Annotated in this window: 21 protein-coding genes; 6 read left to right on the top strand and 15 right to left on the bottom strand. The window is 58.0% G+C overall.

The features are described 5' to 3' along the window. The first annotated feature begins 73 nt into the window (after positions 1 to 73). Both KB890_RS20925 and KB890_RS20920 read left to right on the top strand, forming a co-directional pair. Positions 74 to 1,270, top strand: coding sequence for an ROK family transcriptional regulator (locus KB890_RS20925; RefSeq protein WP_004174823.1), 1,197 nt, complete (start codon positions 74 to 76; stop codon positions 1,268 to 1,270). Between the two features lie 73 nt (positions 1,271 to 1,343). Next, positions 1,344 to 1,766 (top strand): DoxX family protein, encoded by a 423-nt coding sequence (locus KB890_RS20920; RefSeq protein WP_004197379.1) that lies wholly within the window; start codon positions 1,344 to 1,346, stop codon positions 1,764 to 1,766. 55 nt (positions 1,767 to 1,821) lie between these two features. On the opposite strand, the gene glyA is transcribed toward KB890_RS20920, so the two are convergent. Then, a complete protein-coding gene (gene glyA, locus KB890_RS20915; protein WP_002914027.1) occupies positions 1,822 to 3,075 on the bottom strand; it encodes a serine hydroxymethyltransferase in 1,254 nt (417 codons plus the stop codon). A 325-nt stretch (positions 3,076 to 3,400) separates the two neighbouring features. Between glyA and hmpA the strand changes: the two genes are divergently transcribed. Then, complete coding sequence (gene hmpA / locus KB890_RS20910; RefSeq protein WP_002914028.1) at positions 3,401 to 4,591, top strand: NO-inducible flavohemoprotein; 1,191 nt, start codon at positions 3,401 to 3,403, stop codon at positions 4,589 to 4,591. A gap of 74 nt (positions 4,592 to 4,665) precedes the next feature. On the opposite strand, the gene glnB is transcribed toward hmpA, so the two are convergent. The 5 genes from glnB to purL form a co-directional block, all read right to left on the bottom strand. Further along, positions 4,666 to 5,004 carry a nitrogen regulatory protein P-II gene (glnB, locus tag KB890_RS20905; RefSeq protein ID WP_002914032.1) on the bottom strand — a complete coding sequence of 113 codons (339 nt, stop codon included), beginning with the start codon at positions 5,002 to 5,004 and terminating at the stop codon, positions 4,666 to 4,668. Positions 5,005 to 5,069: 65 nt separating this feature from the next. Then, positions 5,070 to 6,407, bottom strand: a complete 1,338-nt coding sequence (gene glrR / locus KB890_RS20900) for a two-component system response regulator GlrR (protein ID WP_004180914.1) — start codon at positions 6,405 to 6,407, stop codon at positions 5,070 to 5,072. Further along, positions 6,394 to 7,080 carry a two-component system QseEF-associated lipoprotein QseG gene (qseG, locus tag KB890_RS20895; protein WP_002914033.1) on the bottom strand — a complete coding sequence of 229 codons (687 nt, stop codon included), beginning with the start codon at positions 7,078 to 7,080 and terminating at the stop codon, positions 6,394 to 6,396. Before qseG ends, glrR begins: the two co-directional genes overlap by 14 nt. A 29-nt stretch (positions 7,081 to 7,109) precedes the next feature. Next, positions 7,110 to 8,531 carry a sensor histidine kinase gene (locus KB890_RS20890; protein WP_002914044.1) on the bottom strand — a complete coding sequence of 474 codons (1,422 nt, stop codon included), beginning with the start codon at positions 8,529 to 8,531 and terminating at the stop codon, positions 7,110 to 7,112. Between the two features lie 589 nt (positions 8,532 to 9,120). After that, positions 9,121 to 13,008 (bottom strand): phosphoribosylformylglycinamidine synthase, encoded by a 3,888-nt coding sequence (gene purL / locus KB890_RS20885; RefSeq protein WP_004185139.1) that lies wholly within the window; start codon positions 13,006 to 13,008, stop codon positions 9,121 to 9,123. A 174-nt stretch (positions 13,009 to 13,182) separates the two neighbouring features. Here purL and mltF point away from each other — a divergent pair, with 174 nt between their 5' ends. Further along, positions 13,183 to 14,799 (top strand): membrane-bound lytic murein transglycosylase MltF, encoded by a 1,617-nt coding sequence (gene mltF, locus KB890_RS20880; RefSeq protein ID WP_004144346.1) that lies wholly within the window; start codon positions 13,183 to 13,185, stop codon positions 14,797 to 14,799. Here mltF and tadA read toward each other — a convergent pair. Together tadA and yfhb are read right to left on the bottom strand one after the other, a co-directional pair. Beyond that, a complete protein-coding gene (gene tadA / locus KB890_RS20875) occupies positions 14,796 to 15,305 on the bottom strand; it encodes a tRNA adenosine(34) deaminase TadA (protein ID WP_004180920.1) in 510 nt (169 codons plus the stop codon). The genes mltF and tadA overlap by 4 nt on opposite strands. Before the next feature lie 62 nt (positions 15,306 to 15,367). Continuing rightward, the gene (yfhb, locus tag KB890_RS20870) at positions 15,368 to 16,003 is read right to left on the bottom strand and encodes a phosphatidylglycerophosphatase C (protein ID WP_004180922.1); all 636 of its coding nucleotides are present in this window, start codon (positions 16,001 to 16,003) and stop codon (positions 15,368 to 15,370) included. Positions 16,004 to 16,216: 213 nt separating this feature from the next. Here yfhb and KB890_RS20865 point away from each other — a divergent pair, with 213 nt between their 5' ends. Then, positions 16,217 to 17,065 (top strand): MurR/RpiR family transcriptional regulator, encoded by an 849-nt coding sequence (locus KB890_RS20865; protein WP_004144349.1) that lies wholly within the window; start codon positions 16,217 to 16,219, stop codon positions 17,063 to 17,065. A 56-nt stretch (positions 17,066 to 17,121) separates the two neighbouring features. After that, complete coding sequence (locus KB890_RS20860; RefSeq protein ID WP_004144350.1) at positions 17,122 to 17,382, top strand: YfhL family 4Fe-4S dicluster ferredoxin; 261 nt, start codon at positions 17,122 to 17,124, stop codon at positions 17,380 to 17,382. Between the two features lie 12 nt (positions 17,383 to 17,394). Here the strand turns inward: KB890_RS20860 and acpS are convergent, their stop codons facing one another. The 7 genes from acpS to lepA form a co-directional block, all read right to left on the bottom strand. Next, positions 17,395 to 17,775, bottom strand: coding sequence for a holo-ACP synthase (gene acpS / locus KB890_RS20855; protein ID WP_004144351.1), 381 nt, complete (start codon positions 17,773 to 17,775; stop codon positions 17,395 to 17,397). After that, positions 17,775 to 18,506, bottom strand: a complete 732-nt coding sequence (pdxJ, locus tag KB890_RS20850) for a pyridoxine 5'-phosphate synthase (RefSeq protein ID WP_004180923.1) — start codon at positions 18,504 to 18,506, stop codon at positions 17,775 to 17,777. The genes acpS and pdxJ overlap by 1 nt, the downstream gene beginning before the upstream one ends. An 11-nt stretch (positions 18,507 to 18,517) precedes the next feature. After that, positions 18,518 to 19,255, bottom strand: coding sequence for a DNA repair protein RecO (gene recO, locus KB890_RS20845; RefSeq protein ID WP_020324857.1), 738 nt, complete (start codon positions 19,253 to 19,255; stop codon positions 18,518 to 18,520). 11 nt (positions 19,256 to 19,266) lie between these two features. Continuing rightward, positions 19,267 to 20,172, bottom strand: coding sequence for a GTPase Era (gene era / locus KB890_RS20840; protein WP_002914063.1), 906 nt, complete (start codon positions 20,170 to 20,172; stop codon positions 19,267 to 19,269). After that, on the bottom strand, positions 20,169 to 20,849 hold the full coding sequence (rnc, locus tag KB890_RS20835; RefSeq protein ID WP_002914065.1) for a ribonuclease III: 681 nt from the start codon (positions 20,847 to 20,849) through the stop codon (positions 20,169 to 20,171). Before rnc ends, era begins: the two co-directional genes overlap by 4 nt. A gap of 249 nt (positions 20,850 to 21,098) precedes the next feature. Beyond that, the gene (lepB, locus tag KB890_RS20830) at positions 21,099 to 22,073 is read right to left on the bottom strand and encodes a signal peptidase I (RefSeq protein WP_002914067.1); all 975 of its coding nucleotides are present in this window, start codon (positions 22,071 to 22,073) and stop codon (positions 21,099 to 21,101) included. A gap of 15 nt (positions 22,074 to 22,088) precedes the next feature. Continuing rightward, positions 22,089 to 23,888: a translation elongation factor 4 gene (gene lepA, locus KB890_RS20825; protein WP_002914069.1), complete on the bottom strand. Its 1,800-nt coding sequence runs from the start codon at positions 23,886 to 23,888 to the stop codon at positions 22,089 to 22,091. Positions 23,889 to 24,051 lie beyond the last annotated feature (163 nt).

The raw sequence follows: 24,051 nt of genomic DNA, 5'->3' as shown, positions 1-24,051 counted from the left end.
ACAGGAGTCTATATCGCCAATTCGCTGTTAAAATGCGCAATGCTCACGCAATATAGTTAAGGGAGTTAAGTGTATGCAGCGTACTGGCTTTAATAACGCCCGGGTCCGGCAGGCCAATAAGTCGATTTTTCTTTCCCATCTATGGCGGGAAAAGCAGCTCAGTAAATCACAGCTCTCTCAACTCACCGGTCTCTCCATTCCGGCGGTGAGCAATATTCTGGCCGAGCTGCTTAGCGAGGGATTGATCGGTCACTCAACGGAACACTTGAGCAAACGGGGCGTGAACAGCGGCAGCTACCAGATCCCCGAGCACGGCGCCTGGACACTGTGCATGAATATCACCCCGACCAGCATTGAATATCAGCTTGCCGACGCCCGCCTGCTGGCAGTGGATGGCCATCAGCATTTGCCGGTCAACGCGCCCACTCCTCAGGCCCTGCTTGAGGCCATCGTTGAATGCTGGCGGCATATCCACCGCCGCTACCCGCAGCACAGCATCAATCTCGCCCTTGGCGTGCATGGTCAGGTTGATCCGATTACCGGCGTTTCACAAACCATGCCCCAGGCACGCTGGAAAACACCGATCGAAATAAAGTATCTGCTTGAGGAGCGGCTTGGCGTGCAGGTTCGGGTGGATAACGACTGCGTGATGCTGGCGCTGGCGGAGAAGTGGCAGCATCAGGGTACACAGCAGGATTTTTGCGTGATCAACGTCGACTACGGTATCGGCTCGTCATTTGTGATTAACGATCATATTTATCGCGGCAGTCTGTACGGCAGCGGGCAGATTGGGCATACGATTGTCAATCCTGACGGCAACGCCTGCGACTGCGGAAGATACGGTTGCCTCGAAACCGTCGCCTCTCTCAGCGCGCTGAAAAAACAGGCCCGAATGTGGCTCAAAACGCAGCCTGAAGCAACGCTCGCCCCCGAGCAGTTAACCACGGCGTCGCTCATTGAGGCCTGGAAAGAGGGAGATGTGCAAATTCGCGCATGGGTTGATAACGCTGCCAACGCGATTGGCTTAAGCCTCTATAATTTCCTGAATATATTAAATATTAATCAAATCTGGCTTTACGGGCGCAGCTGCGCCTTCGGTGAGCAGTGGCTGGAAAGTATCGTTAAACAAACGGGTTTCAACCCCTTTGACCACCGGGATACGCCGCGAGCGCACGCCACCCAAATAGGCTTTGGCCAGCTGACACGCGCCCAGCAGCTGATGGGGATAGGTTATCTGTACGTTGAGGAGCAATTGCAGACGCTGGTTTAGTCATAAACGAACGTGGCGGAGCGCAAATTTGTGTATTACGTTTAAATCACACGTCTCTCATAACGAGCTGATTATGAACACACTCCGCTATTTTGATTTTGGCGCTTCCCGCTCTCTGTTGCTGCTTATCGCCCGCATCGCCGTGGTGATTCTGTTTATTCTTTTTGGCTACCCCAAACTGCTGGGCTTTGACGGTACGGTGCAGTACATGGCCGCCTCCGGCGCGCCGATGCCGACCCTGGCGGCGATTATCGCCGTCATTATGGAAGTGCCTGCCGCGATTCTGATTGTGCTCGGCTTTTTCACCCGCCCGCTGGCGGTCATCTTTATTTTCTACACCCTGGGCACGGCGGTGATTGGCCATCACTACTGGGATATGACTGGCGATGCGGTATTGCCGAACATGATTAACTTCTGGAAAAACGTCAGCATCGCCGGCGCTTTCCTGCTGCTGGCAATAACCGGCCCCGGGGCGATCTCCCTCGACCGCCGCTAATCTCCAGACGCAAAAAAGGCCGCATACGCGGCCTTTTTGATGTCAACGCTAACGCTTACGCATATACCGGGAAGCGGGCGCAGATATCCAGCACTTTACCTTTCACGCGCTCAATGACCGCGTCGTCATTGATATTGTCCAGCACGTCACACATCCAGCCAGCCAGCTCTTTGACTTCCGCTTCTTTAAAGCCGCGGCGAGTCACTGCCGGAGAACCGATACGGATACCGGAGGTTACGAACGGGCTCTTCGGATCGTTCGGCACGCTGTTTTTGTTGACGGTGATGTTGGCGCGGCCCAGAGCGGCGTCAGCTTCTTTACCGGTCAGGTTTTTATCCACCAGATCCAGCAGGAACAGGTGGTTCTCAGTACCGCCAGACACCACTTTGTAGCCGCGGTTCAGGAACACTTCCACCATCGCTTTAGCGTTTTTCGCAACCTGCTGCTGGTAAACTTTAAACTCTGGCTCCATCGCTTCTTTCAGCGCCACCGCTTTCGCCGCGATAACGTGCATCAGCGGGCCGCCCTGCGCGCTTGGGAATACCGCAGAGTTCAGTTTTTTGTACAGCTCTTCGCTACCGCCTTTCGCCAGAATCAGGCCGCCGCGCGGACCCGCCAGGGTTTTGTGGGTGGTGGTGGTCACAACGTGAGCATGCGGAACCGGGTTCGGGTACACGCCAGCGGCAATCAGGCCTGCCACGTGCGCCATATCGACGAACAGGTAAGCGCCGATGCTGTCAGCGATTTCACGCATTTTCGCCCAGTCAACGATACCGGAGTAAGCGGAGAAACCACCGATGATCATCTTCGGTTTGTGTTCCTGAGCCTGCTTCGCCATGTCGTCATAGTCAATTTTACCGGACTCATCGATACCGTAAGGGATGATATTGTACAGTTTGCCGGAGAAGTTAACCGGGGAGCCGTGAGTCAGGTGGCCGCCCTGCGCCAGGTTCATACCGAGCACGGTGTCGCCCGGCTGCAGCAGCGCGGTGTAGACGGCAAAGTTAGCCTGGGAGCCGGAGTGCGGCTGGACGTTAGCATAGTCAGCGCCGAACAGTTCTTTCGCGCGGTCGATTGCCAGCTGTTCAACCACGTCGACGTATTCACAGCCGCCGTAGTAACGCTTGCCCGGATACCCTTCAGCATATTTGTTGGTCAGCTGAGAGCCCTGCGCCTGCATAACGCGCGGACTGGTGTAGTTTTCGGAGGCGATCAGTTCGATGTGCTCTTCCTGACGTACTTTTTCCTGCTCCATAGCCTGCCACAGTTCGGCATCATAATCGGCAATGTTCATTTCACGCTTTAACATCCGCATCTCCTGACTCAGCTAACAATAAAATTTCGGCCTAAAAAGGCGGTCCGATTGGACAACGGCCCACAGTATAACCGAATCATTCTGTGATAACAGGTCTTGACAAAGGATTTTACGCAAACGATTGGCTCCGCATGACACAAGGCTTTGAGCAATAACGCCTCTCTCAGTATCAACGGATTTCTTTTCAGGTTTGTGATGCAAATTCTTCATGTTGTAACTGGATCGGGGGAATGTGTTAAAGAACCATTTACAACGCAGGGTTATTTCTTTAAGATGCATTTAAAATGCATCATTAAGATAACACATAAGGAAGCACGCTATGCTTGACGCTCAAACCATCGCCACGGTAAAAGCCACCATTCCCCTGCTGGTAGAGACCGGCCCGAAATTAACCGCCCATTTCTACGATCGTATGTTCGCGCATAATCCGGAGCTCAAAGAGATCTTCAACATGAGCAACCAGCGCAACGGCGATCAGCGTGAAGCGTTATTCAACGCTATTGCCGCCTACGCCAGCAATATCGATAACCTGCCTGCCCTGCTGCCGGCGGTGGAAAAGATCGCCCAGAAACACACCAGCTTCCAGATCAAACCGGAGCAGTACAATATTGTTGGCAGCCATCTGCTGGCGACCCTCGATGAAATGTTCAGTCCGGGCCAGGAAGTGCTCGATGCCTGGGGTAAAGCCTACGGCGTGCTGGCGAACGTCTTTATCGGCCGTGAAGCCGAGATCTATCAGCAAAACGCCAGTAAAACCGGCGGCTGGGAAGGGACCCGCGCGTTTCGCATCGTGAAGAAAACCCCGCGCAGCCAGCTTATCACCAGCTTTGAGCTCGAACCGGTTGATGGCCAGCCGGTCGCCGATTACCAGCCTGGCCAGTACCTGGCCATCTGGCTGAAACCGGAAGGCTTCGAATATCAGGAAATCCGCCAGTATTCCCTGACCCGCAAAGCGGACGGCAAAGGCTACCGCATTGCGGTTAAACGCGAGGAAGGCGGTCAGGTTTCCAGCTGGCTGCATAACCATGCCAGCGAAGGCGATGTGGTCTATCTGGCCGCCCCGGCGGGAGATTTCTTCCTTAACGTTAAGCCACAGACGCCGGTCACCCTGCTCTCTGGCGGCGTCGGGCAAACGCCGATGCTGGCGATGCTGGATGCGCTGGCGAAGAGCGGTCATCAGGGTCAGGTGAACTGGTTCCATGCGGCGGAAAATGGCGACGTTCACGCCTTTGCCGATGAAGTGAAGGCGCTCGGCGCGGCGCTGCCGGCGTTTACCTCTCACGTCTGGTATCGCACCCCGACTGAGGCCGACCGTCAGGCTGGACGTTTTGATAGCGAAGGTTTGATGGATTTAGCAGCAGTGGCGGACAATATTCGCGACCCGCAGATGCAGTATTATCTCTGCGGCCCGGTAGCGTTTATGCAGTTTGCAGCGAAGCAGCTGGTCGAATTAGGGATCAACAAAGACAACATTCATTACGAATGCTTCGGCCCGCATAAGGTGCTGTAAGCCCCGACGATGCGGGGATCTGTAGGCCGGGTAAGCGCAGCGCCACCCGGCAATACTGCAGCGAGCGGCGAGCGTTAAATCGCCGCGTCGTCTTCTTCGCCGGTACGAATACGAATGACCCGCGCCACGTCGAAGACAAAGATTTTACCGTCGCCGATTTTACCGGTCTGTGCGGTACGGATGATGGTATCCACACAGGTATCGACGATATCGTCGGTCACCACAATTTCAATTTTTACTTTCGGCAGAAAATCGACCATATACTCGGCACCACGGTACAGTTCGGTGTGCCCTTTCTGGCGGCCAAAGCCTTTCACTTCCGTTACCGTCATCCCGGTGATGCCGACTTCGGCCAGCGCTTCACGCACGTCATCCAGTTTGAAAGGTTTAATAATCGCATCAATCTTTTTCATGGGGTTCCTGTCTTAATCGCGTAACCGGTTGCTTACCGTATCATAACTTGCGCTATAGTGCGGAGCTACTCTTTAAAGTCGTTGGCGTCGAGCTCATGGCGCGACAGCAGCTTATAGAATTCGGTGCGGTTGCGCCCTGCCATTCGCGCGGCGTGAGTGACGTTGCCCTTGGTAATTTGCAGCAGCTTGCGCAGGTAGTTCAGCTCAAACTGATTGCGCGCCTCCACGAAGGTCGGCAGCGCCGTGTTCTCGCCCTCCAGCGCTTGCTCAACCAGCGCGTCGCCGATCACTGGCGACGAAGTCAGGGCCACGCACTGCTCGATCACGTTCACCAGCTGGCGTACGTTGCCCGGCCACTTGGCGGCCATCAGCCGCTTCATCGCATCGCTGGAAAACGCCCGCACGAACGGCTTATGGCGATCGGCGGACTGACGCAGCAGATGGTTGGCCAACAGCGGGATGTCTTCCGTACGTTCGGAGAGCGGCGGTATTTTCAGGCTCACTACGTTGAGGCGGTAGAACAGGTCTTCACGAAACTCGCCGCGGGCCATCGCCTTCGGCAGGTCGCGGTGGGTGGCGGAGATAATCCGCACGTTGATTTCGATATCGCGGTTGCTGCCCAGCGGGCGCACCTTGCGCTCCTGCAGGACGCGCAGCAGCTTCACCTGCAACGCAACCGGCATATCACCGATCTCGTCGAGAAACAGCGTACCACCCTCAGCGGCCTGGAATAATCCTTCACGGTTACTGACCGCGCCGGTAAAAGCGCCCCGCGCATGGCCAAACAGTTCGGATTCGAGCAGCTGTTCCGGCAGCGCGCCGCAGTTGATCGCCACGAACGGCTTATCATGACGCGGGCTGGCGTTGTGGATCGCCTGGGCGACGATCTCCTTCCCGGTCCCGCTCTGGCCATTAATCAGTACGCTGACATCCGATTGCGCCACCATCCCGGCCTGCTCAAGCAGGCGCAGCATCAGCGGGCTGCGGGTTACAATCGCCTGGCGCCAGGCTTCGTCGGTGGCCGGCGAGCGCTGCTCCAGCGCCTCATCAATGGCTTTATATAAGGCATCTTTATCGACCGGCTTGGTCAGGAAGCTGAACACCCCCTGCTGGGTAGCCGCCACGGCGTCGGGAATCGAACCGTGAGCGGTGAGAATGATCACCGGCATGCCGGGGTGGCCCTTCTGGATCTCGCTAAACAGCTGCAGGCCGTCCATTTCATCCATCCGCAGATCGCTAATCACCAGATCCACTTTCTCACGCCCCAGCACGCGCAGCGCTTCCGGCCCGCTCTCGGCGGTGACCACGCTGTAGCCTTCGCTGACCAGGCGCATGCCCAGTAGCTTCAACAGTCCCGGATCGTCATCCACCAGCAGTAAACGCGCCGGTTTACGGATCGTCATGGATCACCTCCGGCACTTTTTCGCTGCCGAAATTGCCGCCCGGCTTGCGGCTGGAGAGCTGGCGTTCGATATCCGTCAGGTTCTCCAGCTTGCGGGTGGTCAGCTCCAGCTGCTCGCGCAGCGCCAGCTCCTGCTGACGCAGTGTCTCCAGTTCGCTATCGCTGGACTGCTGAAGCTTAGCGTAACGGGCACGCTCTTCCACCAGCTGCAGCTGACGGGTCTGGCCGTCGCGCCAGAGCTGATACAGCGGGCGGACCTGAACGGCGATTTGCGGGCTGAAGGTATCGAGACGCGCCACCAGGTCGCGGCGCTCCTCAGGGGTAATTTTAGCATCAGCAAGCAGGATGCCGCGACGGAACGCGTCCTGCCAGCTGTCGTCGGTATGGCGTTTCGCCTCCGCCCGCGCCTGCGCCGGCGCGAGGCGATCGGCACAGTCAATGCCCCGAAGCCAGTAGAGGGGATTTTTGTCGCTGGCATCGCTGCTGTGCGCCCAGATATCCGCGCAGTCTACCGCGACAAAATCGGCCACCTGATGCTGCGCCTGCCCGGGGGCGGCGGTACCTTCCGCGGTATGCGGTGAAAAGCCGGCGGAACACCCCGCCAGCGTAAGACAAGCAATGCCTGAAAGCAGCCATCCACTGAGGGAACGGCGCCAGGCCAGGAATTGGGACATAGTTCCCCGATATTGATTCATAAGTTGGATTATTCCGGCGCTGAGGGAAGCGTAATGCGAAAACAGACCTGCCCGGCGGGCGCATCAACTAAGCTGAGCTCCCCTTGCATCTGCCGGACGCAGTCGCGGGCGATACTCAACCCCAGTCCACTGCCCTTAACGGCCCCTTTACGCTGGTGACTCCCCTGGTAAAAAGGCTCGAATATCATATTTTTTTCCGCGGCCGGGATCGGTTCGCCGCTGTTGGCGACATCAATACGCACCTGCTCTCCGTGCCGGTAGCTATGGATACGGATGTTACCGGATTCAGCGCCATAGTGCACCGCATTGGAGTAGAGATTATCCATTACGCTTATCAATAGCGCAGGCTCTGCCAGGCAACGCCGCGCCTGCAGCGTCAGTTCGGTATGCATCAGTTTAGCCCGCGCGGGCAGGCTGTGCGCCGCCACGACGTTTTCCACCAGGTCCACCAGGTCCACCGCTTCGCGAGCCACCGGGCCGTCGGCCTGTTTTCGGTTATAGTCCAGCAGCTGTTCAATCAGCTTTTGCAGGTTACGGCTACTGCTGTCGAGGATCTCGACGATCTCCTGCTGCTCAGGGGTCAGGGGCCCCGCGACCCGGTCGGCCAACAGCTCGGTACCTTCACGCATACTGGCCAACGGGGTTTTCAGCTCATGCGACAGATGGCGAAGAAATTGATGCCGCTGCGACTCCAGCCACGCCAGGCGCTCGCTGAGCCAGATGATGCGCTTGCCCACCGATCGCAGCTCCCGCGGGCCGGTAAACAATGCGGCGTCGTCCAGCGACTTCCCTGCCCCCAGCTGATTGATCATTCTTTCGATGCCTTTCACCGGGCCGATAATCATGCGGGTGAAGAGTAGCACCAGCGCCAGGCTCAGCAGAAACAGCACCAGCGCCTGCCAGCCGAAAAACTGGCCGCGTTCGGCTATCTCCTGCTGCAGCTGTTGGCCACGAGAATAGACGACCGCCCGGGTCGCCTGCACCATATCGCTGTTATTACTGGCGAAAACTTCCAGTCTGGCGGCTGCCTGGGCATCGGGTCCGCTATTTTTACACTGCAGCTGCGCCAGATCGCTGACATCCTGACGCAGCGCCTGCCAGAGCTTCTCGTCCGGCAGCACGCCGGCGTGGGCGTCCAGCATCTGGCTGTAGCGCTGCCGCTGGTTTTGATAGACGCGCGCCAGCGTCGGATCGTCCAGCACGCAGTACTGGCGATAGCTGCGCTCCATCTCCAGTGCGGCATTGATCATCGCCTCGCTGCGTCGGGCGTCGACCAGGGTGGTACGGTTAATATGCGCCGCCTGGGCGCTGAGGGCGTTCAGGCTCTGCCAGGCCTGCCAGGCCAGCACCAGCAATGGCAGCAGGATCAGCACAAAGGAGAGCGTCACCAGCTGACGCAGCGAACGGGGGAAAAGAGAGAGTCGCTTCAAGGATGTTGTCTCAATCATTAGCTCTGGTCGATGCTAACTGAGGAGCGCGCCGGAGAAAAGCGCTACCGCTGGTTACTGCGCCGCAGAAACAACAAAGCCAGGCGCAAGGCCTGGCTTTGTTCAGGAATGAGGCGGTGCCTTACTCGACGTTTCGCCCGATGTCTGATAAAGCCAGGCTGTTATCAGGAGTTGGACGGCAGGCACCTGTTTGTGCGTCATTCGATGTTTATGTAGCGCGTCCCGAAGGGGCTGACATAAGAAGGTGAATGAGCCACTGGTTAATATTATGCATGAACTATGCCAGCTCTCAAAACATTTTATTAACATACTGATATATATGACATTAACCGCAAGAACAGTCGAACTACCTCTGTTTATTTTTCACCCGCGTTGTCGCTATTTAGCGACACCAAATAGGCTACCGATTACTCATCATTTAAATCAATGGCTTAAGTGTCGCCTATTGACGACACTGCAATATCGCAGTTGTCGGCAATTCCCGACACCCTGGCGTGCCGACCATCACAGATAAAAAAAGCCCCCTGTCAGGCAGGGGGCTGATACGTTCGCGTGAAGCGCGGCGGGAAGATTAACCCAGCTGTTTACGCGCGTTACGGAAGATACGCATCCACGGGCTATCCTCGCCCCAGTTCTCCGGGTGCCAGGAGTTGCTTACGGTGCGGAAGACGCGTTCCGGGTGAGGCATCATGATGGTCGCGCGCCCGCTTTCGCTGGTCACCGCGGTGATACCGTTCGGGGAACCGTTCGGGTTCGCCGGATAGGTTTCGGTCACTTTGCCGAAGTTATCCACGAAGCGCAGCGCCACCAGACCTTTGCTCTCCAGCTGAGCCAGATGCGCGCTGTCGCGCACTTCCACCTGACCTTCGCCGTGGGAGACCGCAATCGGCATCCGTGAGCCAACCATGCCTTCCAGCAGCAGGGATGGGCTTTGCGTCACTTCCACCAGGCTAAAGCGCGCTTCAAAGCGGTCAGACTGGTTGCGCACAAAGCGCGGCCACAGGTCGCTGCCCGGGATCAGCTCGCGCAGGTTGGACATCATCTGACAGCCGTTGCACACGCCGAGCGCCAGCGTCTGCGGACGATGGAAGAAGGTCGCGAACTCATCGCGCACGCGCTCGTTGAACAGAATCGACTTCGCCCAGCCCTCGCCCGCGCCCAACACGTCGCCGTAGGAGAAGCCGCCGCAGGCTACCAGGGCATGGAAATCGCCCAGACCGGTCCGGCCGGCCAGCAGGTCGCTCATATGCACGTCGATGGCGTCAAAGCCGGCACGATGGAAGGCGGCCGCCATTTCAACGTGGGAGTTCACCCCCTGCTCGCGCAGGACGGCCACTTTCGGCCGCGCGCCGGTGGCAATGTACGGGGCGGCGACGTCGTCGTTAATATCAAACGAGAGCTTCACATTGAGGCCCGGGTCGGCATCATTGGCTTTCGCCTCATGCTCCTGATCGGCGCAGGCCGGGTTGTCGCGCAGACGCTGCATCTGCCAGGTGGTTTCCGCCCACCACATGCGCAGCGTGGTGCGGCTTTCGCTGAACACCGTCTGACCGCCGGCGGTCAGCACGAAGCGATCGCCCTCAACCGCTTTACCGAGGTAATGCACGCAGTCCGCCAGGCCGTTAACCGCCAGAATGGCTTCCACCGCCTCACGGTCTGCGGCGCGGACCTGAATCACCGCCCCCAGCTCTTCGTTGAACAGCGCGGCCAGATGGTCGTCGCCCAGCGCGGCGATATCCGCTTCCACGCCGCAGTGGCCGGTAAAGGCCATTTCCGCCAGCGTGACAAGCAGACCGCCGTCGGAGCGGTCGTGGTAGGCCAGCAGTTTACGCTGCGCCACCAGGGCCTGCATCGCATTCCAGAAGCCTTTCAGTTGCGCGACATCGCGCACGTCAGCCGGCTTGTCGCCGAGCTGGCGATAGACCTGCGCCAGCGCCGTCGCGCCCAGCGCGTTGTGCCCTTTACCGAGGTCGATCAGCAGCAGGGCGTTATCTTCCGTCGAAAGCTGCGGCGTGACGGTATGACGGACATCTTCGACACGGGCGAAGGCAGAGATGACCAGCGACAGCGGGGAGGTCATCTCGCGCTGCTCGCTGCCTTCCTGCCAGCGGGTTTTCATCGACATAGAGTCTTTACCGACCGGAATGGTCAGGCCCAGCGCCGGGCACAGCTCTTCGCCTACCGCTTTCACCGCCTCATACAGGCCAGCGTCTTCACCCGGGTGGCCGGCGGCGGCCATCCAGTTAGCCGACAGCTTCACGCGGTTCAGCTCGCCAATCTGCGTGGCGGCGATGTTGGTCAGCGCTTCACCGACCGCCAGACGGCCAGAGGCCGCGAAGTCCAGCAGGGCGACCGGGGCGCGCTCGCCCATCGCCATCGCTTCGCCATAGTAGCTGTCGAGGCTGGCGGTGGTCACCGCACAGTTGGCCACCGGGATCTGCCACGGGCCAACCATCTGGTCGCGGGCGACCATACCGGTCACGGTGCGGTCGCCGATGGTGACGAGGAAGGTTTTCTCGGCCACCGTCGGCAGATGCAGAACGCGGTTAACCGCATCGGCAAGGGTAATCGGTTGGCGATCCAGCGCGCTACCCTGAGCTTTCAGAGTCTGCACGTCGCGGGTCATTTTCGGCGTTTTGCCGAGCAGGACGTCCAGCGGCAGGTCGATCGGCTGATCGTTAAAGTGGCTGTCGCTCAGGCTCAGATGCTGCTCAGCGGTGGCTTCGCCGATAACGGCATAAGGCGCGCGCTCGCGGCGGCACAGTTCGTCGAACAGCGGCAGCTGCTCCGGGGCGACCGCCAGAACATAACGTTCCTGCGATTCGTTACACCAGATCTCCAGCGGACTCATCCCTGGCTCATCGCTGAGAATATCGCGCAGCTGGAATTTACCGCCGCGGCCGCCGTCGCTCACCAGCTCCGGCATGGCGTTGGAGAGACCGCCGGCGCCAACGTCGTGGATAAAGAGGATCGGGTTGGCGTCGCCCAACTGCCAGCAGCGGTCGATCACTTCCTGACAGCGGCGCTCCATTTCCGGGTTGTCACGCTGTACGGAGGCGAAATCGAGATCGGCATCGGACTGGCCGGAGGCCATAGAAGACGCCGCGCCGCCGCCGAGGCCGATGTTCATCGCCGGGCCGCCCAGCACGATCAGCTTCGCGCCGACGGTAATCTCGCCCTTCTGCACGTGCTCACCGCGGATGTTGCCGATACCGCCGGCCAGCATGATCGGTTTGTGGTAGCCACGCAGCTCTTCGCCATTGTGGCTGGTGACTTTCTCTTCATAGGTGCGGAAGTAGCCGTTCAGCGCCGGACGACCAAATTCGTTGTTAAACGCCGCGCCGCCCAGCGGGCCTTCGGTCATGATGTCCAGGGCGGTGACAATGCGATCCGGTTTACCGAAATCTTCTTCCCACGGCTGTTCGAAGCCCGGGATACGCAGGTTGGAAACCGAGAAGCCCACCAGGCCCGCTTTCGGCTTCGCGCCGCGGCCGGTGGCGCCTTCATCACGGATTTCGCCGCCGGAGCCGGTTGCCGCGCCCGGCCATGGAGAGATGGCCGTCGGGTGGTTATGGGTTTCCACCTTCATCAGAATGTGCGCCGGCTCCTGATGGAAGTCGTAGCGCCCGGTCTGATGGTCGGCGAAATAGCGCCCGACTTCAGACCCTTCCATCACCGCGGCATTATCTTTATAGGCCGACAGCACGTAGTCCGGCGTTTTTTCAAAGGTGTTTTTGATCATTTTGAACAGCGACTTCGGCTGCTGTTCGCCGTCGATGATCCAGTCGGCGTTGAAAATCTTGTGGCGACAGTGCTCTGAGTTCGCCTGGGCGAACATATACAGCTCGATATCGTTCGGGTTGCGTCCCAGGCGGGTAAACGCGTCCTGCAGGTAGTCAATTTCGTCGTCGGCCAGCGCCAGACCCAGACGGAGGTTGGCGTCAATCAGCGCCTGACGCCCTTCGCCCAGCAGGTCGACGCTGGTCACCGGCGTCGGCTGATGGTGAGCGAACAGCTTCTCGCCCGCTTCCAGCTCGTCGAAGACGCTCTCCATCATGCGGTCGTGCAGCTCCGCCGCCACCGCGGCCCACTGCGCTTCGGTCAGGGTTGAGGCTTCAACGTAATACGCCACGCCGCGCTCAAGACGCACAACCTGCGCCAGACCGCAGTTGTGAGCGATATCGGTAGCTTTAGAAGACCAGGGAGAGATGGTGCCAGGGCGAGGGGTCACGAGCAGTAATTTACCGGTCGGGGTATGGCTGCTTAAGCTCGGGCCATACTGAAGCAGTCGCGCCAGGCGCTCGCGATCGTCAGCGCTCAGCGGGGCGTTCAGATCGGCAAAATGAATATATTCGGCATATATGGCGCTTACCGGAAGGTTGGCCGCCTGAAATCGTGCCAGCAGTTTATTAATACGGAATGCCGACAGTGCAGGTGAACCACGCAAAATTTCCATCATAAGTCTCTCGTCTTCGAAGCTTTCAGGGTGAGCCAGGGGGGAAACGGGCGTCATTATAGTGAATCCTGCGCCCCGACGAAACCGTTTGCGTAGAAATAAAATCATTGATGCTGTTTATCAATAAATGTGACGACCATCGCGAATAAGTTGCCAACTGGCGCATTATTAAGCAGAATGCCGCACATTCGACGACAACCTTGCGTTTTTTCCGGACATCGCCTGCTGAGGAACCTGAAGCTGCAGAAGATTAACTCTCTGAAAAAATTAAAGATTAATTATCTGCTGATCGGCATTGTCACCCTTTTGCTGGCGGCGGCCCTGTGGCCGTCGATCCCCTGGTCTGGTAAACCCGAGAACCGGGTGGCGGGCATTATCGCTCGCGGCGAGCTGCGCATCAGCACCATCAACTCGCCAATGACCTTCGCCACCATGAACAATAAAGCGTTCGGTCTGGATTATGAACTGGCGAAGCAGTTTGCCGACTACCTTGGCGTAACGCTTAAGATAACCGTCCGGCAAAACATCAGCCAGCTGTTTGACGACCTCGACGACGGTCAGGCCGATATGCTGGCCGCCGGACTGGTCTATAACCAGGAGCGAGTGAAAAACTATCAGGCCGGCCCCACCTACTATTCTGTTTCGCAACAGCTGGTCTACCGCGTCGGCAATACCCGGCCGCGCACCCTCGCGGCGCTGACCGCCGAGCAGCTCACTATCGCTCCGGGCCACGTGGCGATCAACGACCTGCAGACCTTAAAAGCCGAGAAATACCCGGATCTTGCCTGGCGCGTGGACGAAAAACGCGGTACCACGGCACTGATGCAGGCGGTGATTGACGGTAAACTTGATTACACCATCGCTGACTCGGTGGCCGTCAGCCTGTTTCAGCGCGTCCATCCGGAGCTGGCGGTGGCCCTCGATATCACTGACGAACAGCCGGTCACCTGGTTTAGCGCCCGGGACGACGATAATTCGCTGTCGGCGGCAATGCTTGATTTCTTCAACAACATCAATGAAGACGGCACCCTGGCGCGCCTGGAGGAGAAATACCTCGGCCACGGCAACGATTTCGATTATGTCGATACCCGCACCTTCCTGCGCGCGGTGGAAAATATTCTTCCGGAGGTGCAGCCGCTGTTTGAAAAATACGCCCGCGAGATTGACTGGCGCCTGCTGGCCGCCATCGCCTGGCAGGAATCCCACTGGGATCCGCAGGCCACCTCCCCCACCGGCGTGCGCGGTATGATGATGCTCACACGCAATACGGCGCAAAGCCTGGGTCTAACCGACCGCACCGATGCGGCGCAGAGTATCGACGGCGGCATGCGCTACCTGCAGGATATGATGGATAAAGTGCCGGATTCGATCCCGAAAGATGAACGCATCTGGTTTGCGCTGGCCGCTTATAATATGGGCTATGCCCATATGCTGGACGCCATGGCGCTCACCCGCAAACAGAAAGGCAATCCTAACAGCTGGGCGGACGTTAAGCTGCGTTTACCGTTGCTGAGCCAGAAACCCTATTACAGCAAACTAAAATACGGCTATGCCCGCGGCCATGAGGCCTACGCCTATGTGGAAAACATCCGCAAATATCAGATAAGCCTTGTCGGCTATTTGTCAGAGAAGGAGCGCCAGCAGCAGCAAACGCTGGCCCTGGCGGAGGATTACCCGGCCGTGCTCCCCAATGAGCTCGAACAGCCGCAGGAGACCACCCTGCCCTTTTTCAAGTTTCGCGCCGATAAGCAGATGGATAATGCCCGGATGAAACTCCCCGGCCACCTGTATTAACTTTCCCCGGTCTGCTCCCGGGCTTTCTTCAGCGCTTTTTTCTCTTCCCGCCGCCAGCGAAAGAAGTCGCTCAGCATGGCAGAGCAGGACTCTGCCAGCACGCCTTCGCTAATCTCAACCCGATGGTTCATTCCCGGGTGGTGCAGAACATCCATCAGCGAGCCGGCGGCGCCGGTCTTGGCATCCCTGGCGCCAAACACCAGGCGGGCGATACGGCTGTGCACCATCGCGCCCGCGCACATGACGCAGGGCTCGAGGGTCACGTACAGCGTGGCGTCGATCAGGCGGTAGTTTTGCAGCACCAGTCCGCCCTGGCGTAAGGCCATAATCTCCGCATGGGCGGTGGGGTCGTGACGGCCTATCGGCCGGTTCCAGCCCTCGCCAATGACCTGATTGTTATGCACCAGCACCGCGCCCACCGGCACCTCGCCCTCTTCCCAGGCGCGTTTCGCCAGCGTCAGGGCATGACGCATCCAGTATTCATCATTGAGTTCGAGGTCAGACACAGCGGCCACTCCAGCAGAAAAAGCGGGGCGCATTATACATGGGCGCTATCAATTACACACTATTACTCCAGCTGCTGAAGCTCTCCCTGAGGGGTTACCCGCCAGCGATGCTGGCAAAAGCCGAGCAATGGATTATCCTGCTCACTATCGCTATAGCCGCTATACAGCCGCAGCGGGGCGCCAATCTTTTTCTCCAGCTGTACCACCTTTTCATGCCCCAGGCAGCGCAGGGTCAATACCCAGCCGCCCCAGCGGCGCGCGGTGCGGCTGGCTATCAGATTCACCCGCGGCAACCAGAGGGTATCGCGATAGACCTGCTCCACCAGCGACTGCGGCGAGCCGGTGATCAACCAGACGTCGGCATCGGTGCTGGTCAGGTAGGCGGTAAGCCGCGCATGAACTACCGGAAACGCCGTCACATGATGGCGAAACCAGCCGACAAACTCCGCTTCCAGCCGCTTCAGCACCGCCTCGCGGCGGCCAAAGGTTGTCGCCCACAGCAGGAGGCTCATCGGCCAGCGCGCCGCCCGTCCGCTCACTGCCAGTCCGGCAAGGATCACCGGCCCCATCGCCACCACCAGCAACAGGTTCAGCGGCAAATGGCGCAGCAGATAGCGCAGAAAACTGCCGAACATATCCTGTTGGTGTAAGGTTCCGTCCAGATCGAAAAACACCACTCTCCGTTCAGTGTGCTGCAAACTGCCTCCTTTATCTCAGAACTCGCTTCTCGTTAGGGTAAGCTTAACAGCCTGACGCCATGTCGAGGGAAAACATCCCCTGCCGTTAAGAAAGAATTAAAGTAGCAGGCGAAGGAAAAATTGTGGCTTAAGAATTTTTAATTCATGGTATACCCCTTATAATCGAATAAAAATTCTGTCAGTCACGAGCCGGACGGCTCCAGCGGAGCTCCAATGAACTGTTTAACGCGTATTCGTCAGCGCTATCCCACCCTGGCGGCGAGCGACAAAAAGTTGGCCGATTATATTCTAAGCCAGCCCGATGAGACCCGGCACCTCAGCTCGCAGCAGCTGGCAGCGGAAGCCGGTGTGAGTCAGTCCAGCGTGGTTAAATTTGCCCAGAAGCTGGGATTCAAAGGCTTTCCGGCGCTGAAGCTGGCCCTTAGTGAAGCGCTGGCGAGTAGCCCGGATCCGCACTCCGTCCCGGTGCATAACCACATTCGCGGTGACGATCCGCTGCGTCTGGTCGGCGAGAAACTCATTAAAGACAATGTCGCCGCCATGCATGCCTCGCTGGACGTCAACACTGAAGAGACGCTACGGGAAGCCGTCACGCTGCTGCGCAACGCCCGGCGAGTGATCGTCACCGGGATTGGCGCCTCCGGCCTGGTGGCGCGTAACTTTAGCTGGAAGCTGATGAAGATCGGCATCAACGCTGTTTCTGAGCAGGATATGCATGCCCTGCTGGCGACGGTGCAGGCCATGTCCAGCGACGATCTTCTGCTGGCGATCTCTTACTCCGGCGAGCGCCGGGAGATCAATATGGCGGCCGGTGAAGCGCTGCGCGTCGGCTGTAAGATCCTGGCGATCACCGGGTTTAGCCCGAACGCCCTGCAACAGCAGGCGACCCACTGCCTGTATACTATCGCCGAAGAGCAGGCGACGCGCAGCGCGGCCATCTCCTCCACCAGCGCGCAAATGATGCTCACCGATCTGCTGTTTATGGGGCTGGTGCAGCAGGATCTGGAGCGGGCGCCGGAGCGCATTCGCCATAGCGAAGCGCTGGTGAAAAAGCTGGTCTGAGCAGAAAATGGGCGTATAATGCCCGCCCTGTTTGTGTTGTTTCTGAGACTTTCCTGATGGCGCTGTTAATTACCAAAAAATGCATCAACTGCGATATGTGCGAGCCGGAGTGCCCGAATGAGGCCATTTCGATGGGTGACAGCATTTATGAGATTAACAGCGACCGCTGCACCGAGTGCGTGGGTCATTACGACACGCCAACCTGCCAGAAAGTGTGCCCGATCCCGAATACGATCCTGAAAGATCCGGCACACGTCGAGAGTGAAGAACAGCTGTGGGATAAATTCGTGCTGATGCACCACGCGGATAAAATTTAACCGCCCTCCTGGCTAGCTTTCGACAATCACCGTGGCGCAGGCGTAGTGGCGTTCATCAGCGAGAGTAACGTGAATAGCGCTTACTCCCATGCGTTCAGCTAAAAGGTTTGCTTCACCCCATAGCCGCAGCTTCGGCTTGCCTAGCTCGTCGTTGTAAACCTCGAACTGGTTAAACGCCAGCCCGTTACGGATCCCGGTTCCCAGCGCTTTCGCCGCCGCTTCCTTGACCGCAAAGCGTTTCGCCAGGAAACGCACCGGCTGCTGGTGCTGCTCCCAGATGCTCCATTCATGGTCGCTCAGCACCCGGCGGGCAAGGCGATCGCCGCTGCGGGCGATCACCGCTTCGATGCGGGCGATCTCGACGATGTCGGTACCCAACCCGAGAATGGCCATTAGCCGCGCGCTTCCAGCATCAGACGCTTCATTTCCGCCACCGCCTCTTTCAGGCCGCTCATCACCGCACGGCCAATAATCGCGTGACCGATATTCAGCTCATGCATTTCCGGCAGCGCAGCAATCGCTTTCACGTTGTGGTAGGTCAGACCGTGGCCGGCATTCACCTTCAGGCCGAGGCTGGCGGCGTAGGTGGCCGCTTTGGCAATACGTTCCAGCTCCCTGGCCTGCTCGGCGTCGGTTTTGGCATCGGCATAGCAGCCGGTGTGGATTTCGATATAGGGCGCGCCAACGTCCGCCGCCGCTTTGATCTGCGCTTCATCCGCATCGATAAACAGGGAAACCAGGATGCCGGCATCCGCCAGGCGTTGACAGGCATCGCGCATCTTGTCGCGCTGGCCGGCGACGTCCAGCCCGCCTTCGGTGGTCACTTCCTGACGCTTCTCCGGCACCAGGCAGCAGAAGTGCGGTTTGGTTTCGCAGGCGATCGTCAGCATCTCTTCAGTGACCGCCATTTCAAGATTCATGCGGGTGTGCAGCGTCTGGCGCAGGATACGCACATCGCGATCGGTAATATGGCGACGGTCTTCGCGCAGATGCACGGTAATGCCGTCGGCGCCGGCCTGTTCGGCAATGAAAGCCGCCTGAACCGGATCCGGGTAAGCGGTGCCGCGGGCGTTACGCAAGGTCGCGATATGGTCAATATTGACCCCTAACAATAATTCAGCCATGACAATCCTCGTTAATCATTATTCGTATTATCGGCTCGCGCCTTTCGCGCGGGCATAAACTGGCGAAACAACTCCCGGCTCTTGAGCGGTTTGCCGCCGAGATAGGGCTTCAGGGCGATACGGGTAAAGCGCTTCGCGGCGCGCAGCGTATCAACATCAGGAAACTCGCGACTCGCCAATGCTTTCAAATGGTGCCCGGTAAACGTGTTGTTATCAATCACCAGGCTGGCAATAAAGCCTTTTTCTTCACGATAGCGGTAGGTCATGGTGTCGTCTACCGGCTCGCCGCTCCCGGCGCAGTGGAGAAAATCCACGCCATAGCCCAGGTGCCCGAGCAGCGCCAGCTCAAAACGCCGCAGCGCGGGCTCCGGCGAGCCGCTGGCCCCGGCGAGCGCCTGAATGCAGTGCAGATATTCGAAAAAGAGTTCGGAGAAACGTGTTTCGTGCTCCAGCACGCGGGAGATAAGCTCGTTAACGTAGAGACCGCTGTAGAGGGTGATGCCGCTGAGCGGCAGCGCCAGCGAAACGGCTTCCGCGCTGCGCAGGGTTTTGACTTCGCCGCGCCCGCCGAAGCGAACCAGCAAGGGGGTAAAGGGCTGTAAAGCGCCTTTGAGATTAGAGCGTTTGGAGCGTGCGCCCTTGGCAACCAGGCGCACACGACCGGATTCTTCCGTGAAGACGTCCAGCATCAGGCTGGTTTCGCTCCACGGACGGCTATGCAGGACAAAGGCGCGCTGCCATCCATCCACGTTGCGTTAACTCAGAGGTCGTCAACGTAACCGAGACTGCGCAGGGCGCGCTCGTCATCGGCCCAGCCGGATTTCACTTTCACCCACAGCTCGAGGTGCACCGGCGCTTCAAACATCTCCTGCATGTCCTTACGCGCTTCGATACCGATGGTTTTAATTTTGGCGCCTTTGTTGCCAATCACCATCTTTTTCTGCCCTTCGCGCTCGACGAGGATCAGGCCGTTGATATCGTAACCGCCGCGCTCGTTGCTGACGAAACGTTCGATTTCCACGGTGACGGAGTACGGCAGCTCAGCGCCGAGGAAACGCATCAGTTTTTCACGGATGATTTCGGAGGCCATAAAGCGTTGTGAGCGATCGGTAATATAATCTTCCGGGAAGTGATGGATCGCTTCCGGCAGATGCTTACGCACGATCGCCGCGATGGTATCAACGTTGGTGCCGGTTTCCGCTGAGATCGGTACGATATCGAGGAAATTCATCTGGCTGGCGAGGAACTGCAGGTGCGGTAACAGATCCGCTTTTTCCTGCACGTTATCCACCTTGTTGACCGCGAGGATCACCGGCGCTTTCGCGTCGCGCAGCTTGTTGAGCACCATCTCGTCGTCCTGCGTCCAGCGAGTGCCTTCCACCACGAAGATGACCAGTTCCACGTCGCCAATCGAACTGCTGGCCGCTTTGTTCATTAAGCGGTTAATGGCACGCTTCTCTTCCATATGCAGGCCCGGAGTATCAACGTAAATCGCCTGATACGGCCCTTCGGTATGGATACCGACGATGCGGTGACGGGTGGTCTGCGCTTTACGGGAGGTGATCGAGATCTTCTGCCCAAGCAGCTTGTTCAACAGCGTGGATTTGCCAACGTTTGGACGACCCACGATGGCGACAAACCCACAATAACTTTTTTCTTCGCTCATTCCAGCTCCAGCTTTTTCAGCGCCTGTTCGGCGGCAGCCTGCTCCGCCTTACGACGGCTGGAACCTGTGCCAACCACCGGTTCACTCAGGCCACTGACCTGGCAGTGGATAGTAAATTCCTGATCGTGCGCTTCGCCGCGAACCTGGACCACCAGGTAAGACGGCAGCGGCAGATGACGTCCCTGCAGATACTCCTGCAGACGCGTCTTCGGATCCTTTTGCTTATCGCCCGGACTGATTTCGTCCAGACGGGTCTGGTACCAGGAGAGGATTAAGCGTTCAACGTTCTGAATATCACTGTCGAGGAAAACCCCGCCAATTAACGCTTCAACGGTATCCGCGAGAATCGATTCGCGACGGAAACCGCCGCTTTTCAGCTCTCCCGGCCCGAGGCGCAGACACTCGCCCAGCTCAAACTCGCGGGCGATCTCCGCCAGCGTGTTGCCGCGCACCAGCGTCGCGCGCATACGGCTCATATCGCCTTCATCGACACGAGGAAAGCGATGATACAGCGCATTCGCGATCACGAAACTTAAAATGGAGTCACCTAAAAATTCCAGGCGCTCATTATGTTTGCTGCTGGCACTGCGGTGAGTTAATGCCTGTTGCAACAGCTCCTGATGATGAAAAGTGTAGCCCAGCTTTCGTTGAAGCCGATTAATTACGATGGGGTTCATGCGTTACCAATAAATGAATGCGTCAAAGATGCAGCACACGAAACCGACCTGAGCATTCGCTTCAAACAGTAATTTGAAACAGACCAATACGCTTTCGTGTGCAGTGTCACCCGGCAGAGCGACAACCAAAAACTTCGGGGGGATATTCTATACGCAACGACACGGGATGTCGTTAGTTTGAATGGATTTAAATACTAAATAATTCACGCCGCTGCGATAACAGCAGCGACGTGAATTCAGCAGAGGAAATTAATGAATTCCACCAATGCGCGATAACCGCACGCCGGTCGGCCATTCACCTTCCTGCTTTTCAAAACTCATCCAGATAGCGGTTGCTTTTCCGACCAGGTTGGCTTCCGGCACAAAGCCCCAGTACCGGCTGTCGGCGCTGTTATCCCGGTTGTCGCCCATCATGAAGTACTGACCGGGCGGCACAATCCAGGTAGCCAGCGGCAGACCGGACTGATGGTAGTACATCCCAACCTGATCCTGGGCAATCGGCACCATCAGAATTCGGTGCGTCACGTCGCCCAATGTCTCCTGACGCTCGGTAAGACGAATGCCGTCGGCTTTGGTTTCGCCCTTCGGCAACTGCCAGAAACCGCTGCTCGCTTCGCCGCCGTTGCTGCGGGAGAAGGTCTGAACAAAATCGCTCGGCTCCACGTTGGAATAGGTCACCGGCAGCGCGTTGCCGCAGGCCTGTCCGGAACTGCAGCCCGGCTGAATAGTGACCTGTTTGGCAACCGGATCGTAGGTGACCTTATCACCCGGTAACCCCACCGCGCGCTTAATGTAGTCCAGACGCGGGTCTTCCGGATATTTAAACACCACGATGTCGCCGCGCTTCGGATGGCCGGTCTCGATCAGCGTTTTCTGGTAGATAGGATCTTTAATGCCGTAGGCAAATTTCTCCACCAGAATAAAATCGCCGATGAGCAGCGTTGGCATCATCGAACCTGAAGGGATCTGGAAAGGCTCATAAATAAATGAACGTACCACCAGAACGATCGCCAGCACCGGGAAAACCGATGCGCCGGTTTCCAGCCAGCCCGGTTTCGGGCCGACTTTCTTCAGCGTCTTCTTGTCCAGTTGCTCGCCGGTCGCTGCCTGAGCAGCGGCCTGACGTTCACGACGTTTCGGTGCAAAAATGAACTTGTCCAGGCACCATAAAACGCCCGTCACCAGGGTTGCAATCACCAGGATCAGGGCAAACATGTTCGCCATGCCAACTCCTTAGGGTTATTTGCCGTCTTTACCAACGTGCAGAATGGCGAGGAACGCTTCCTGCGGCAGCTCAACGTTACCGACCTGCTTCATACGCTTCTTACCTTCTTTCTGCTTCTGCAGCAGCTTTTTCTTACGGCTGACGTCGCCGCCGTAGCATTTCGCCAGGACGTTTTTACGCAGCTGTTTCACCGTAGAGCGCGCGATAATGTGGTTACCGATGGCCGCCTGAATCGCGATATCGAACTGCTGACGCGGAATCAGATCTTTCATCTTTTCCACCAGCTCGCGGCCGCGATACGGCGCGTTATCGTTGTGGGTGATCAGCGCCAGCGCATCGACGCGCTCACCGTTGATCAGCACATCGACGCGTACCATGTTCGACGCCTGGAAGCGTTTGAAGTTGTAGTCCAGCGACGCATAGCCGCGGGAGGTGGACTTCAGGCGGTCAAAGAAGTCGAGAACCACTTCCGCCATCGGAATTTCATAGGTCAGCGCCACCTGTTTACCGTGGTAAACCATGTTGGTCTGCACCCCACGCTTCTCGACACACAAGGTAATCACGTTGCCGAGGAACTCCTGCGGCAGCAGCATGTGACACTCGGCGATCGGCTCGCGCAGCTCCTGAATATTATTCAGCGGCGGCAGCTTGGACGGGCTGTCGACGTAGATAACTTCTTTGGAGGTGGTCTCTACTTCGTAGACTACCGTCGGCGCGGTGGTGATCAGGTCGAGATCGTATTCACGCTCCAGACGCTCCTGAATGATCTCCATGTGCAGCAGGCCGAGGAAGCCGCAGCGGAAGCCGAAGCCCAGCGCGGTAGAGCTTTCCGGCTCGTAGAACAGAGAGGCATCGTTAAGGCTCAGTTTGCCCAGCGCGTCGCGGAAAGCTTCATAATCATCGGAGCTCACCGGGAACAGGCCGGCATACACCTGCGGTTTCACCTTCTTAAAGCCAGGCAGCGCTTTGTCTGCCGGGTTGCGGGCGGCGGTCAGGGTATCGCCCACCGGCGCGCCGAGGATGTCTTTGATCGCGCAGACCAGCCAGCCTACCTCGCCGCATTTCAGCTCGGTACGGTCAACCTGTTTCGGGGTGAAGATGCCCAGACGATCAGCGTTATACACCTGGCCGGTGCTCATGACCTTGATCTTGTCGCCCTTACGCATGGTGCCGTTTTTAATCCGCACCAGCGACACCACGCCGAGGTAGTTATCGAACCAGGAGTCGATAATCAGCGCCTGCAGCGGCGCGTCCGGATCGCCTTCCGGCGGCGGGATATCGCGCACCAGACGCTCCAGCACGTCGGTCACGCCGACGCCGGTTTTCGCTGAGCAGCGCACCGCGTCGTGGGCGTCGATCCCGACGATATCTTCAATCTCGTCCGCTACGCGCTCAGGGTCGGCCGCAGGCAGGTCGATCTTGTTGAGTACCGGAACCACTTCGAGATCCATCTCCATGGCGGTGTAGCAGTTGGCCAGGGTCTGGGCTTCTACCCCCTGCCCGGCGTCTACCACCAGCAGCGCGCCTTCGCACGCGGCAAGAGAACGGGAAACTTCATAAGAGAAGTCCACGTGGCCCGGGGTGTCGATAAAGTTCAGCTGGTAGGTCTCACCGTCGCTGGCCTTATAGTCCAGGGTGACGCTCTGCGCCTTGATGGTGATCCCGCGTTCGCGCTCAAGATCCATGGAGTCCAGAACCTGGGCTTCCATTTCACGATCAGAAAGGCCACCGCAAATCTGGATGATACGGTCAGACAGCGTCGACTTACCGTGGTCGATGTGAGCGATGATCGAAAAGTTACGTATATTCTTCATATTTAGAGTTAATTATGCCTTACGAGTATCATGAGGCCGCTGTACTGTGCCTGACGTTTTTTAATCCGAAAACGCCGCATTCTACACTACATCCGCGAAACCAGGAAATGCTGTTAGATCCAGCATACCCGCAGAAATTGTGGCGTTGTAACAGGAAAGGTAA

Origin of the sequence: Klebsiella sp. P1954 (assembly GCF_018199955.1) — a bacterium.
GTDB lineage: Bacteria > Pseudomonadota > Gammaproteobacteria > Enterobacterales > Enterobacteriaceae > Klebsiella > Klebsiella pneumoniae.
The sequence above is the reverse complement of the archived record's forward strand: the minus strand, read 5'-3'. Positions and strand labels throughout refer to the sequence as shown.